Origin of the sequence: Falsiroseomonas sp., assembly GCF_030695085.1 — a bacterium.
Classification (GTDB): Bacteria; Pseudomonadota; Alphaproteobacteria; order Acetobacterales; family Acetobacteraceae; genus Falsiroseomonas.
Genome location: NZ_JAUYTS010000077.1, coordinates 1 through 14,262, shown reverse-complemented (window position 1 = coordinate 14,262; position 14,262 = coordinate 1). Strand labels below are relative to the sequence as shown.

11 protein-coding genes are annotated in these 14,262 nt (G+C 69.3%); 6 read left to right on the top strand and 5 right to left on the bottom strand.

The genetic code is table 11. The features are described 5' to 3' along the window. Positions 1 to 570: 570 nt before the first annotated feature. From Q8S40_RS09435 to Q8S40_RS09425, 3 genes are all read left to right on the top strand, one after another. Positions 571 to 1,851, top strand: coding sequence for a patatin-like phospholipase family protein (locus Q8S40_RS09435; protein WP_305670182.1), 1,281 nt, complete (start codon positions 571 to 573; stop codon positions 1,849 to 1,851). A gap of 44 nt (positions 1,852 to 1,895) precedes the next feature. Continuing rightward, positions 1,896 to 3,380: a carboxylesterase gene (locus Q8S40_RS09430; protein WP_305670181.1), complete on the top strand. Its 1,485-nt coding sequence runs from the start codon at positions 1,896 to 1,898 to the stop codon at positions 3,378 to 3,380. Between the two features lie 104 nt (positions 3,381 to 3,484). Beyond that, positions 3,485 to 5,035: a DcaP family trimeric outer membrane transporter gene (locus Q8S40_RS09425; protein ID WP_305670180.1), complete on the top strand. Its 1,551-nt coding sequence runs from the start codon at positions 3,485 to 3,487 to the stop codon at positions 5,033 to 5,035. Positions 5,036 to 5,179: 144 nt separating this feature from the next. Here the strand turns inward: Q8S40_RS09425 and Q8S40_RS09420 are convergent, their stop codons facing one another. The 4 genes from Q8S40_RS09420 to Q8S40_RS09405 form a co-directional block, all read right to left on the bottom strand. Further along, positions 5,180 to 6,349 carry a helix-turn-helix domain-containing protein gene (locus Q8S40_RS09420; protein ID WP_305670179.1) on the bottom strand — a complete coding sequence of 390 codons (1,170 nt, stop codon included), beginning with the start codon at positions 6,347 to 6,349 and terminating at the stop codon, positions 5,180 to 5,182. 220 nt (positions 6,350 to 6,569) lie between these two features. Next, entirely contained in the window at positions 6,570 to 7,631 is a 1,062-nt protein-coding gene (locus tag Q8S40_RS09415) for an AI-2E family transporter (protein ID WP_305670178.1), read from the bottom strand. A gap of 61 nt (positions 7,632 to 7,692) precedes the next feature. Continuing rightward, positions 7,693 to 8,664, bottom strand: coding sequence for an asparaginase domain-containing protein (locus tag Q8S40_RS09410; RefSeq protein ID WP_305670177.1), 972 nt, complete (start codon positions 8,662 to 8,664; stop codon positions 7,693 to 7,695). A 142-nt stretch (positions 8,665 to 8,806) separates the two neighbouring features. Then, the gene (locus Q8S40_RS09405) at positions 8,807 to 9,196 is read right to left on the bottom strand and encodes a hypothetical protein (protein ID WP_305670176.1); all 390 of its coding nucleotides are present in this window, start codon (positions 9,194 to 9,196) and stop codon (positions 8,807 to 8,809) included. A 305-nt stretch (positions 9,197 to 9,501) separates the two neighbouring features. On the opposite strand from Q8S40_RS09405, the gene Q8S40_RS09400 reads away from it, so the two are divergent. After that, positions 9,502 to 10,527, top strand: a complete 1,026-nt coding sequence (locus Q8S40_RS09400) for an AraC family transcriptional regulator (protein ID WP_305670175.1) — start codon at positions 9,502 to 9,504, stop codon at positions 10,525 to 10,527. 87 nt (positions 10,528 to 10,614) lie between these two features. After that, entirely contained in the window at positions 10,615 to 12,201 is a 1,587-nt protein-coding gene (locus Q8S40_RS09395) for an ABC transporter substrate-binding protein (protein ID WP_371136822.1), read from the top strand. A gap of 15 nt (positions 12,202 to 12,216) precedes the next feature. On the opposite strand, the gene Q8S40_RS09390 is transcribed toward Q8S40_RS09395, so the two are convergent. Then, positions 12,217 to 13,014, bottom strand: coding sequence for a MipA/OmpV family protein (locus Q8S40_RS09390; protein WP_305670173.1), 798 nt, complete (start codon positions 13,012 to 13,014; stop codon positions 12,217 to 12,219). A gap of 415 nt (positions 13,015 to 13,429) precedes the next feature. Between Q8S40_RS09390 and Q8S40_RS09385 the strand changes: the two genes are divergently transcribed. Continuing rightward, the gene (locus Q8S40_RS09385) at positions 13,430 to 13,966 is read left to right on the top strand and encodes a fasciclin domain-containing protein (RefSeq protein WP_304815274.1); all 537 of its coding nucleotides are present in this window, start codon (positions 13,430 to 13,432) and stop codon (positions 13,964 to 13,966) included. The last annotated feature ends 296 nt before the right edge of the window (positions 13,967 to 14,262 follow it).

Here is a 14,262-nt window from a genome sequence, read left to right as displayed (position 1 = left end):
GGCCCCGTCGTTTCCCCCCCCCCCCCCCCCCCGGTCAGGTGCCAGCAGGTTCGGGTGCGGCACCTCCAGCAAGGTGCGGCTGAAGGCTGGCCAAAACCCTTGCGCATTGGCGGCGCCTTCGCCCAGCCTGGGACACATGCTCCAACGATGGCACCTGGTGCCAATTGTCACCGGCAAGCCCTTCCGTAAACTCGCCAGTCGAGAACCGCACCGGCGCGAGCGCCTTGGCGGGGGCTACCCCCTTCAGGTGCCAGGTGATCCGCCGACGGAAGAATGCGCCGCAATTCGGCCGATCGCCCGAAGGGGCGTTGCCTGGCCCATTTGCGGCACTGAATCGTCAAGGCGTGCACTGGCCCAGAAGACGAGGTTTCATGCGTGCATGCGCTTCAGCCCGTGCCTGATGACCGCTCCGCGATCGCGGCAATTCTTCTCTGCGCAGCACCGCTGGCGCGTGCCACATCCGCCACCGGCCGACGGCAGCCCCGGAGGAACGACAGTGACCTGCTCCAGCCCGTCCGCGACCCCGAGGAAGCCATGCCGCGCCCATTTCGGCGCGATCGTGCGGGCCTGATGTCCGGCACCCCCATTGCCGCCCGCCGTGGCCATGCAGGCCTGCCGGCCGGCACGGCGCTTGGCGTCCTGCTGGTCCTGGCGGTTGGCCTCCTCGGCGGCTGCACCAGCATCGTCCGGCTCGATCCGCCGCCGTCCAACCTGACGACGGAACTGCCGGTGCTCGGCATTCCGAATGCGCGCTTCTGGCCGGATGGCCCCCCCGATGCGCTGAGCCGCGAGGGCGCGCTGATGGCGGAGCGCGCCAGGGCGGCGCAGGACACACAGCGCAATGGCCCATCGGAGGCGCATTTCCTTGCGCTGTCCGGTGGCGGCGACAATGGCGCTTTCGGGGCGGGGCTGATGAATGGCTGGACGGAGGCCGGCAACCGGCCCGAATTCACCGTCGTCACCGGCATTTCGGCCGGCGCGTTGATCGCGCCTTTCGCGTTCCTGGGTCCCGCCTACGACGCAGCGCTCCGCGAGGTCTTCACCCCCGCCGGCCAGGCCGATGTGCTGCGCCTCGGCGGCTGGCTTACCACCGCCTTCTCCCTGGTGTTCGGCGAAGCGGTCGCCGATACATCGCCGCTCTATCGCCTGATCGAACGCCACGCTGACGAGACGATGCTTCGGTCCATCGCCCAGGAATATGCGCGCGGGCGGCTGCTGCTGATCGGCACCACCAACCTTGATCTGCAGCGCCCGGTGGTCTGGAACATCGGCGCGATCGCGGCGAGCGGGCAGCCTGGGGCGCTGGATCTGTTTCGCCGCATCCTGCTGGCGTCCGCCTCGATCCCTGGCGCCTTCCCACCCGTGCTGGTGAACATCGACCACGAAGGCCGCGCGTTCCAGGAAATGCATGTCGATGGCGGTGCCTCGGTGCAGGTCTTCTTCTATCCGCCCTCCATGCAACTGCGCGACATGGACCGGGCCTGGGCAGGACAGCGGCGACGGATGATCCACGTGGTGCGCAATGGACGCATCGACCTCGAAGGCGCCACCGTCGCACGCGGGGTGATGAGCATCACTGGCCGATCGGCCTCCACCCTGCTGCACTTCAGCGGCATCAACGACATCAACCGGATCTATCTGACCGCGCTCCGCGACGGGCTGGGCTTTCGCGTGGCGTACATCGGCACCGATTTCAGGGCCCCGCGCAGCGGGCCCTTCGATCCCGAATTCATGAGGGCACTCTTCGAATACGGCCGTGCCACCGGCCTGAGTGGCGCGGGCTGGGTCACGGCGCCACCGCTGGTCACCACCTCGGTCGCCGAACCGGCCAGCCTGGCAGGGGCGCGATGACTGCACGTGGTGGCGCCTGTGGCGCGTAGAAGCGGGTGTTGATCATGCCCTGGTGGGTGCGGCGCCTGCCGCGGCGGATCCTGCTTCTCACGGCCACGCTGCTCGTTGTGCTGCTGGCCCTGCGCATATGGGACATCAGGCACGGCCCGCCCCTCGCGCCCTGGCACCTGGTGGTGCCGGAGGAGTTGCGCGCCGAACAGATCGATGCAGCCGACTGGGGCCGCTACCTCGCGGCCGAGGCAGCCGCCTTTGCAACGGTCCGCACCGAGGTGACCGCGGCGCTGGAGCCGCAGGACCGCATTCCCGCCAACCGCTACTTCACAGGCAGCCCGCTGTATCCCGGGCGCTTCGTGCAGGACTGGAACCGTTCCTTCGTGCTGGAGCCCGAAGGCGAGGCGCGCGGCGTCGTCGTCCTGCTGCATGGGCTGACGGATTCCCCCTACAGCCTGCGTCATGTCGGTGCGCTCTACCGCGACCGCGGCTGGATCGCCATCGGCCTCCGGCTGCCGGCACATGGCACGGTGCCGGCGGCGCTCACGCGGGTGACGTGGGAGGATTGGCAGGCCGCCACGCGGCTCGCCATGCGCGAAGCCCGCGCGCGCGCCGGTCCGGATCGGCCCCTGCATCTCATCGGCTTCTCGAATGGCGGGGCGCTTGCGTTGAAATACGCGCTGGACGCGCTCGAAGATGAGGCAATGGCGCGGCCAGACCGGCTCGTGCTGATCTCCCCCATGATCGGCATTACGGCCTTCGCCCGCTTCGCGGGGCTGACGGCGCTGCCGGCCCTTCTCCCACGCTTCGCCAAGGCCGCCTGGCTCGGCATCGTGCCGGAGTTCATTCCCTTCAAATACAACTCCTTCCCGGTGAATGGTGCGCGGCAGTCGCATCGCCTGACCATGGCGCTGCAGGGGCAGATGCGGCGCCTGGCGGCGGAGGGCCGGCTCGCGGCGTTGCCGCCGATCCTGACCTTCCAGTCGGTGGTGGATTTCACCGTCAGCACGCGCGCGGTCATCACGGCGCTGTATGATCAGTTGCCGGCCCAGGGCAGCGAGCTGGTGCTGTTCGACATCAACCGCAACGCCAAGCTCGGCCCCCTGCTGACGCCGGCGACGGAGACGGCGCTGGACCGGCTTCTGCCGCCCGGCAGCCGCACCTGGCGCGCCGTGGTCATCACCAATGCCAGCCCGCAGGAAGCCGCGGTGATCGAGCGTGTGACCGAAGCCGGCGCTGCGCGGGAGCTGGTGCGACCAATCGGGCTCGCCTGGCCACGGGATGTCTACTCGCTGTCCCACGTCGCGCTGCCCTTCCCGGTGACGGACGGGCTGTACGGCCTTGATCCCGACGCGGAGGAGGATTTCGGTGTCCAGCTCGGCGCCCTTGCGCCACGCGGCGAACGCGGCGTGCTGGCGATTGCACCGGATGCGTTGCTGCGACTCTCCTCCAACCCCTTCTTTCCCTATCTGCTGGAACGGATCGGGGAGGGGATGGCTGGCGAAGCCGCGCGGCAAGCACGCAGCCAGACCCGCTGAGCCCGCGGGCGCCCGGAACAACCGGCACGCGGACGAGACACTGCGCACTTCCAGTGAGCGCGGCAACTTCCGATCCTCACCCACCATATTGGGAAGGTGGGACGATGCGCATCTGGAAAGCGGCGGGCGCCCTGGCCCTTGCCTTCGGTGCCGCGCCGGTGGCGGCGCAGCAGCCTGATGTGACGGAACTCATCCGCCGCATTGAGGCGCTGCAGCAGCGGGTGAACCAGCTTGAACGCGAACGCCGCGCGCCCCGCCCTGCGGCGCGTGCCGCCGTGCCGGTGCAGCCAGCCACGCCGGCCGCACCCGCGCCATCCGTCGCCGCCGTCGTTGTCGTCCCGCCACCGCGTACGCCGGAGGTGGTGCGCGCCGAGGTGGACCAGGCGCTGCGCGGCAGCCTCGACGGGCTTGCCATGCGGGTGCCGAATACCGACACCTCCGTGCGGCTCTACGGCTTCATCCGGCTGACGGGCTATACCGATTTCAACGCGCGCAATCCGACGGATGCGGCCTCGGTGCAGGGCATCCCGCTGACCGGCAGCGCCGCGGCAAGCCAGACCGGCGGCTTCGACATGACCGCGCGCGGCTCACGCATCGGCTTCGACACGCGCACCGAAACCGGCTGGGGCCGGCTCGATACCACCGTGGAGGCGGATTTCCGCGGCGAGATCTCGCAGGGCGGCGACCTCGCCCTCCGGCTGCGCCTCGCCTTCGCGGAACTGACGCGGGGCGATTGGAGCTTCCTCGCCGGCCAGGCGAACAGCCTGTGGAATGAGGGGCTGATCGAGGCCTATCACGACGCCACGAACCTGAACCAATCCTTCATCCGCCAGGCGCAGCTGCGCGCAACGCGGCGCTTCGGCCCGAACTGGACGGTGCAGGCCTCGATTGAGGCGCCCTATGGCGACGTCACCACGCAGAACGGGCCGATCTTCAGCCCGATCCGCCTGGATGGCGGGGCGAGCCCGGTCTTCGACCAGGCGCCGGATCTGCTCGCGCGGCTGACCTGGCGCGACGGGCCGGAGGAGTATGTGCTGCGCGGCCTGGTGCGGCGGCTGGCACTTGATGCGGACGGCACCGTGCTGGGTCCCGGCGGCTCCGAGAGCAGCCTTGGCTGGGGCATCGCCGCGCATGCGCGCCTGCCGCTCGGCCGCTGGATGGCGCCCTTCGGCCGCGACGAGTTGCTGCTGATGGGTCATTACGGCGAGGGTGTTGGCCGCTATTTCGCCGGCAATACCTTCGGCCAGGCTGCCCTGAGCGACATCACCTCGACCGGCGGCACCGGCTTCAGCCTGGAGCCGGTGCCGAGCTATGGCGGCACCATCGGCTATCGGCGATTCTGGAGCGACACGCTGCGCAGCACTGTCGCCTACGCCTATGCGCGGCAGGATTTCCCGGACGGCATCGACTTCGCGCCCGGCTCGCGCGGCGCGCTTTCGCTGAATCGCGAGATGCAGCAGGTGATCGCGAACCTGGTCTGGAGTCCCTTCGCCGCCAACACGACAACCCGCCAACCCTTCGGCTGGCTCGACCTCGGCATCGAATACGTCTTCAGCCGGCGCGACCTGGAGGGCGGTGCGCAGGCGGCCGGCTCCGGCGGCGTCGGGCACGGCATCGCCAATCGCCTGGTGGCCTTCGGCGTCGCGCGGTTCTGACAGTCGTCTCCTTTGCTCACCGCCCACGACAAGTCGCGAGCCTGGCACATATGCCGGTCAGCGGCCGTCCACCGTATCGGTTTGAGAATTTCCGCGGGTTCGCGGCCGCGGGCATCCTCAATCGGTCATTGAGGGGATGCGGCCCTACAGCCGGCCGAGGAAGTCAGCGAGGTCGTTCGTGGCCGTCCTCATGGCGTCCCGCCGCAGCACGACGGCCTGCCCCGCCATGGCCGCGGCGCGGAATTCCCGTGGTGAGACCCCGAATTCGCGCCGGAAAGACCGGCTGAAGGCCGATGGGTCGAAGAAGCCGACATCCTCCGCGATGGCCGAGATGTCGCGGTCACCCTCCGGGGCCGCGAGCGCACGGCACGCCGCACGCAGCCGCTCCGACTGAATGTAGCGCGCGACGCCGCCCTGATGCTCGAACAGCCGATAGAGCTGCGAGCGTGAGATGCCGGCCAGGCGGCTGAGGCGATCCGCCGTCAGGATGGCGGAGCGCAGATGCTGGCGGATGATGACCTTCACGCGCGAAAGCTGAACCAGGTCGATCTGCGTCTGCGCGGCGGCCATGGCTTCGGCGGAGGGGGAGATCGAGGCTGCGACGATGGCGCGCGTGGACTCGACGACGCGCGCCTGCTCCGCCTCGTCCAGGGACGGGACCTCGGCTGCGAGCTGGACGAGGAAGGACGCCAGGATCCGCCCCATCGAGGAATCGAGCGGAGCGCCGCGCGACGCGCTCAGCGCCGTGGCCAGCTGTGGCGCGAGGTCGCGCGGCAGGAACAGGCAGAGCCAATCGATATCCGAGCGATCCGACTCCATGACATCGTTCATGGAAGCGATGCTCGCCACGCCGGCGGGGATCGTCAGGCATGCCGCGTCGGTACGCATCCGCCGTTCACCGCGCAGCGCGATGTTGATCATCCAGTGGTCCAGGGAACTCCGGCGGGCAGCGGCGGCGGTCCGCACAAGCTGGGCGGCCGGCGCCCGGATGGTCATGAGCGCCAGGGGACCGAGGCCCCAGAGGGTCCGCTCGGCAGGAAAGCCGGCGGCCGGATCGGCCAGCGGCGCGACTTCCAAGGTGCTGGTGCTGGATTCCTGCCACGCCTCGAATTGCTGGCACGCGGGCAGGTGCAGATTCGAGAAGGTCAGCGGCTGCCTGCGCCGGCCTGCGGCCTTATCCTCCCGATCGCCATCTTCGCCGCCGCGCCGCGCGGAATGCCAGGCACCGGCCGACGAACCGGGTGCTGCCCCGGCGGATGGGACATTGCGTGGCTGGCCGCATTCCGCAGCCGTATCGAGGGGTGGCGCTACCATCGTTTATCCCTGCGGCCGTGAAAATGCGGCGAGGCCTGCCTTCGGCGTCCTGGCGGGAGCCTTGGCCGGGACGACCTTCAGGCCTCTCGGTGGGCAAGGGAATCGTTAAGGTCGTTGCACGGCACCGAGGTGGATGCTGAGCCAACTCCTGGGACCCCTGGCATGGTCCTGCAGGGTGTCAGCCGTTCGCGCAGCTTCGGACGGCCGCTCTGCGCCGGGTTCATGCTGAACCGGTGCCGCCGCTGTCCCGCCTCATCACGGGTTCGGCATCGAGACCCGAGAACAGCCGTGCAGCCCATCGGCTTTGCTCAAATTCATCACAGATGCACAAGATTGCGATCAGGATCGGTACGCCGATGAAGGCGCCGATGATGCCCCACAGGAAAGCGCCGAGGAACACCGCGACAAGAACCAGGAACGGCGAGACCGCCAGGCGTCTTCCCGCCACCCGCGGCTCGATATAGCTGCCCGACAGAAACTGGATGACCTGCAACGCCGCGAAGACGGTGACGGCGACCTGCCAGGTGCCGAACTGCAGCGCGGCGAAGGCCGTGGGAAAGACCGTTGCGACCAGCGGCCCGATGAAGGGAATGTAGTTCAGCACAAAGGCGATGAGGCCCCATTCCTCCGCAAGCTCAAGGCCCATCGCCCTTGCGAAGGCCCAGACCGCAAGGCCGGTGAGAATGCTCATCGCGGTGCGGACAGCCATGTAGGCGCGCAGCTTCGCGGCGGTTCGCGACGCGGCACGCAGCAGCGCCGCGGCGGCGGGCGAATCGCGCAGCGCCTCGAGCTGACGGCGCGCGACATCCACCTCGAGCAATCCGAGAATGACGAAGACCAGGGTGACAACGGTGAAGCTCAGCACGCCCTGCAACTGGGCGGTCACCTGCTGCGCCAGGCGGACCATCAGCCGCATGTCGAACAGGCCGGCCATGGCTTCCGCTGGTATCCCTGCGTCCTGCAGCAGCGCCAGCTTCTGCACGTAGAGCGCCTGCAGCGCGGCGGCATTGACGATGGTCCATTGGCCAACCCGGCCGAAGGCCCAGGCGCTCAGCACCGCGAGCGCGGCCACGGCGACCAGTGCCAGCAACATGGTGGCCAGCGCCGCGATGGCTGCGCCCGCCCGCGGCTGAATGCCACGCTGCACCGGCCGGACAAGGGCAATGACGAAGAGAGCGACGGCGATGGGCGCAAAGACCGTGTCGGCGGCACGCAATGCCGCGGCGATCAGGATCACCGTGCACAGGCCGATCATCGTGCGCATCGCGCGGTCGCTCACCATGGTGTTGTTCCAACATCATCCGGCACAAGGCGGGTGTTGTGCGGGGATCTGGCGCGCCTGGTCACTGGTAGTGCGCAAAGGCGGCTGCGGCGGCGGCGTGCCCGGTGCCGCCTCGCAATGCGAGACCGAGCAGCAGTCGGGCCTTCAGCCCGGACAGCCACCCCGCCGGAATGAGGCCCAGGCGGAGCAGGTCGAGATCGGTGCCGGGCCGCTTGCGCGCCACGACAAGCCCGGTGCTGGAACGCGAGGCGAGCACCACCGGCATGCGCGCGGCGAGTTCCCCGAGCGGCCGCATGGCTTCCATCGGCACATGGCCCGCGCCCATTCCCTCGATCACCGCGCCGGCATAGCCGAGCATCGGCAGCGAACCGAGCCAGCGCCCATCATCCCCCATGGTCCAGCGCAGCAACGCCACCTGGCGCGGCGGCCCGCCATAGGCCGGAAAGCAGGGCAGCCGCGCCACGCGCGCCCAGAACCGGGGTCGTCCCTCGACGACGATGCCGATCGGCCCCGTCAAGGGCGAGACGAAGGCGGCTCCCTGCCTTGCGTGTGAAAGCTGAGCGAAGCGCGCGGCATGAATCTCATCCTTCGCCACCACCAGCGCGCCAAGCCCGCGTGCTTCCGGCGCGGCCGCGACGGCGACGGCGACCGCCAGCCGGGCTGCATCCAGCGGACCGAGCCCATTGCCGCTGCAGGACATGGCTGCGACCACAACGGGATTCTCGCTGCCGACCAGGAGGTCGAGAATGAAGGCGGATTCCTCGATCGTGTCCGCGCCGTGCACGACCACCGCGCCGTCGCAGCCGGTGGCCAGGGCGTCCTCGATCCGCTGCGCGACCTCAACCAGATGGGCGGGCGAAAGCGAGGCGCTCGGAACGTGCAGCAATGCGACGGAATCAAATTCCGCGATGGCAGAGAGAGCCGGGACAATGGACGGCAGCAGGTGGCAAGCGGGCGCCGTGCCGAGTTCCTCCGGCGCCATTTCCGGCGCCGCGCCACCGACCGAGACAATGAACAGGCGCGGGCGCCTCATGGCCGCAGGCCGCTTGGCGGCCGCCCGGGGCGAAAGCTGCCATCCCTTGGACCTAAGCGCATGCTTGTCGTCCCGAAAGTCCCGGGCGCCGGGCTCTCTGTGCCCGGCGCCCGCCACGTCATTTGCTGCAAGGCCGCCGCCGTCAACGCGCCAGCGAAACCTCTCCCATGACTCGCAGACCCTCCTGCTTGCTGAAGGTGTAGGCCTTCAGTGTGCCGGCCGGCTGCTGGATCACGACCACGCCGCGCCCCAGGTCAACGCCGACGATCCGGCTGGCGGGTTCGCGGATCTGGAGTTCGTTGAGCAGCATCGACTCCAGCACGCCACGGGGCGTGTTGCCCGGAGCCTGTGCGACGCGACGCTCCACCTCGCTGCGGAGGGCCGGCGACAATTCGCTCAGCTCGGCCTGCTGGAATTCGCGCGAGCCCATGGAGGTCTGCGCGACCGAGGGCGGTGGCATCGCAACCACGCAGGCGAGTGCGACAGCGGCTACGATCGGGCGCTGCTGTGCGCGCCACAGGGTCTTGATCATGCGTCTCTCTCCTTTACGTTAAATTTGCTGAGGTCGTCTCCCTCACTGGTGCCGACGAGCCCGGCGAAGCCGCGCGGTGCAACGCCTGCTGCACGCAGTCTAGCGAGCGACTGCTGCGCGGCGATGGGTTTGGAATCCCCGCATTGCGCTGCATATGCCAGCCGGATCCCGGGAACCGTTCCGGTTTGTGCCAGGCGTCCCAGGACTGTGCGCAGCCTTTCGGCTCCGCTCATCGGCGCTCGGCTTACCCTATGATGACCTGTAGGCCGGCTACGCTGCACGGTGCCGCATTGCGGAGGTAGGACATGGTGGAGACCATGATGATGCGACAGCAGTGGATCGTCGGGCACCGCGCGCCTGCATCCACCGAGGTGGCGATGCGCCACCATCGCGACGCGCGCGCGAACCGCGCGCCGGCAATGGAGCTGGCCGGGGTGCTCGAAGACCTTGCGCCCGCAGGGCATGATGATGCGCAGCCGGGCATCTGGAGGCTCGGCACCTTCGCGCTCCGCCGCGTCGTCACACATACCGCGCGCTACCGCCGCTCAGCGGCACAGGTCAGCCGGGATCTGCTCGATGACTGGCTGGTCTGCGTCGCGACGCGGGGCATGCAGGTCGTGCGCGGCGACGAGAACCGCCTCGAAATTCCACCGCTCGTACCTGTCATCCTTTCGCTCGGCGAGCCCTTCGAGACGGAGCTGTTCGGCGGCGAGTGGCTCTGCCTCGTCATGCCGCGGGACAGCTGCCCCGAACTCGGTCCGGCGATCGAAGGCTGCCGCACCGCGCCACTTGCCTCGACATCCGGGCGGTTGCTGGGCGGCTTTCTGCAGCGCATCGCTGCCGAGCTGCCGAATATGCGGGACGCCGAGATCCCACGCGCCGTTGAAGCAACACGCGCGCTGGTGACGGCGGCGGTTTCGGCCGGTGCGACGCCGGGGCTGGTGGACGAAACGGTGGTGCGGGCGGCGCGGCTGGCCCGCGTGCGCGCCATCATCCGCCAGCACATTCGGTCATCGGATCTCACCCCCGAATCCTTGTGCCGGCTGGTCGGGATTTTGCGCTCGCGGCTCTATCGCCTGTTCGAGCCGGTCGGCGGCGTGGTGCGCGACATCCAGCGTGAGCGGCTGCGCCAGGCGCACCGGGCAATCGCCGACCCGACCGACGGCCGGACAATCCAGGTGATCAGCGAGGAACTTGGTTTCCTGGAGCCGACGACCTTCAGCCGCGCCTTCCGCCGGGAGTTCGGCTACGCGCCTGGTGCGCTAAGGCGCGTCGCGCCGCCTGTTCCGTTGCCGCGCACGGAGGCCAGCGCGCCGGCGCTGACGGCGTGAAGGCACGGCATACCGGCTGGCTGCTTTCCTGACCGCATGGCTGCGCGCCGGACTGGATCGGTCGACCAACTTGGATGGAGCAAGGCTTTGCCAGGTCGCAGACACCTCCTCACCGCCATTGCGGCAGTCGCCACACTGCCTGCGCCGGCCATCCGGGCGCAGAGCGTGGCCGCGCGAACCTTGCGCTTCGTGCCACAGGCAGACCTCTCGGTGCTCGATCCGCTGGTCACCACGGCCTATGTCGTGCGCAACCATGCCTTGATGATCTACGATACCCTCTATGGCCTGGACGCGTCGTTGAACCCGGCCCCGCAGATGGTCGAGGCGCATCAGGTCGAGAATGACGGCCTGCACTGGACCTTCCGATTGCGCGAGGGCTTGCGGTTCCATGACGGCGAGCCGGTCCGCGCGCGAGACTGCGTCGCCTCGATCCAGCGCTGGTCGCAGAAGGACCCGCTGGGCCAGCTGCTCGCGGCGCGAACGGATCATATGGCGGCGACGGACGACCGCAGTTTCGTGATCCGCCTTTCGCGCCCCTTCGCGCCGATGCTCGACGCACTCGGCAAGCTGGCGTCACCGATCTGCGCCATCATGCCGGAGCGCCTTGCGCGGACGGAGCCTTCGCGCATGGTCGCGGAGGTCATCGGCTCTGGTCCATTCCAGTTTCGCGCCGACCAATGGGTTGCCGGCTCGCGCGCTGTCTATGAGCGCTTCGCTGGGTATCGCCCGCGGCAGGGCGGAGCGCCGGAATGGACCTCCGGGCCGAAGGTCGCGCATCTCGATCGCGTCGAGTGGCACATCATCCCGGACCCCTCAACCGCGGCCGCGGCCCTGCTGCGCGGGGAGGTGGATTGGGTGGAGCGGCCGGATTTCGATTTGCTGCCGGTGCTGCGCCGCAGCCGCGACCTGGTGATCGAGACGACGCCGGAACTGGGCAGCGTCAGCATCTGCCGGCTGAACCACCTGCATCCGCCGTTCGACAATCCTGCGATCCGACGCGCCGTGCTGAGCGCGGTGAACCAGGCGGACTTCATGAATGCGGTCGCGGGTACCGAGTCCGGCGCCTGGCAGGACGGCGTCGGTATCTGGCCACCCGGCGCGCCGCTGGCCACCGATGCCGGCATGGAGGCAATTCACGCCCCGCGCGACATCGCGCGTGCGCGCGAGGCGATTCGCGAGGCCGGTTATCGCGGGGAGCGCGTGGTCTCGCTGGTCTCGACGGATTTCCCGGCGGGCAAGGCGGCAGGCGAAGTGGGCGCTGCGCTGTTCCGCCAGCTGGGGTTTAACCTGGACCATGTCGCGACGGACTGGGCCACCGTGGTGCAGCGGCGTGCCAGCCGCGAGCCTGTCGAACGCGGCGGCTGGTCCTGCTTCTATTCCGGCTTCGCGGCGCTCGACCTGCTGAATCCGGGCGTCCACCAGCTTGTCCGGGGCGGCGGTGCGCGTGCCTGGTTCGGCTGGCCTTCCATCCCGAGGATGGAGGCGCTTGCCAGCGCATGGCTCGATGCCCCCGACCTTTCCGCACAGCGCGCGATCGCGGCCGAGATGCAGCGTCTGGCCTTCGTGGAGGTGCCCTACATTCCGCTCGGCCAGTACGTCCTGCCAACCGCCTACCGAAGATCGCTGACCGGCGTGATGCGTGGGCCGCCGGTCTTCTGGAATGTGCGGCGTTGAGGCCGCGCCAGGACGTCACGGCAGGAACTGCCAGTTGAACGTGAGGCCGAACAGCGCCTGTGTTGCGCTGCCGCGGCCATCGACGAGCGGGCTGTCGGCGGCGTCACCAAATATCTGCCCGGCCTCGCCGAACGCCGTCACGCTCCAGCGGGTATCGAGCCGCATGGTCACGCTCGCGGCGACGCCGGCGAACCAGTAGTCCCGCGGTGCGAAACGCTGATAGCCGCTGCGACGGGACTGCTCCGCATCCACGCCGAAATAGGTCTCGGCGAAATCCTCGCTGCCCCAGCTCAGTCGCGGGCCGGCAGTGAGGATCAGATCCGGGCGCAGGCGCAGGACCCGGTCGAGCCGTGCGTCGGCGACGAGACCCGAATGACCGCCGAAGCCCTGGCGCAGCTCGAGCGAGCCGCGCCAGTTCGCGTCGGCATAGCGCAGGAAAGCGCCCGCTTCGCCGGCGGCGCGGATGTCGCCCATGCCGCGCAGCGCGTCGTTGTCGTCCTGGTCGCGGCCGAAGCGGGGCCGCAGCACGGCGCCCATGGAGACAGCGCCGTGGCGCAGGATCGTGGCACCCAGCCCGTCGCGCAGCGACAGGAACAGTGTGTCTTCCCGCCAGCTGATCTCCGGGCCGAGAAGCGGCGACAGGGTGTGGCTGTCGGAGCCGAGATAATCCGGGGCGAAAACTGCGCCGGCGCCGACGGAAACGCGCCACTCGCTGCCAGGAACCGGCGCCGGCGGCAGCGCCTGGGGTGTGAGATCGGTCCGCGCCAGGGAAGGGGCCGCATACGCCATCACGCCTGCGATCAGCAGAGCCATCCTTGCGGGCGAGGGTCTGCTCCCGGTCTGCGTCGTCCGGCTCGGCGGAAAGGGTGAAGGAGGCACCGCTGCAAACCGATCCGCGGGCCGTGCAAAACTCTGTTCCATCGAGATCTCCCCAGGCAGGAGCAGGGAAGAGTAGCGAGCCACGGCCGACCGGCGATGCGTCTCGAATCCACGGGATACGCCACATGTTCCAACACCGCGCCAGTTTCGGCGCGCGAAGGTCGGCCGCGGCCCGCGGCCCGATCCGGCGCCTCGCCGTGTCGGCCGATGATGGGACGGTTGGCATAGGGGTGAGACCCACGCCCATGCCACGCATGGGAGCACCGCCGTAGTTTCGGGATCGGCGGTCTGGGCCGAGGCCCTCGCCACCTCGATGCGGGGCTTCGGCCCGTCACAAGGAGAGAATGCCATGACCTTCCGATCCTCAAGCCTACGCCTCGCAGCATTTTCTGCCCTGGCCGTCGCCGTGGGCGCCGTCACCGCGCCGGGCGCCTCGGCGCAGCAGCGCAACTGCATCGACGTCCTCGCGGGTATGAACGAGTTTTCCCGCTTCGTCGGCGGCGTGGTCCGCGCTCGCGCCGTCGCCGACTTCCGCAACGCCAATGCCATCACCATCTTCGCCCCGACCAATGATGCGCTGGCAGGTGGGGCGCGCAGCGTTCTCATCGACCGGCTCTTCCCCCTGGTGGATGGCAATCGCGAGGCCGACCCGGTTCTCGCACCTGCCGCGTTCCAGGCGCATGTGGTGCAGGGACGCCATGGCAGCGCGGAGCTCGGACAGGTGAGCGAGCTGGCCACGGCGGCCGGCACGCCGCTGCGGTTCAGCATGGCGAACAACGTGCTGACCGTGGCGGGGCAGGGCGAGGCCTCGGCCCGCGTCACCCGCGCCGACATCCCTTGCTCCAATGGCGTGATCCACGCCATCGACGCGCCGCTGATCCGCTAGCCGGTGCTGCCCGCCGCAAGGCGGGCAGGAACGGCGCTCGGAATCCCGACGGCGCGAAGCCTGTTGATGTGCCGGCGGCCAGGCCCCAGCCGCCGGCAGAAGGCCGCGGCCCAGCCTGGGGCACATGCTTTGCCTCCCGACCCTGGCAGATGCGGCGCCGTACAACAGTCGGTCAGTCGGCCCTGGCACCGGATCGCCGCACCAGATCGGCCCAGATCGGCTTTTCCTGGGCCGCGAGGTCGAACAGCGCCTGTGGCTGACCAGGACTGGCCTCGAAGGCCAGCGCCGTCAGACGC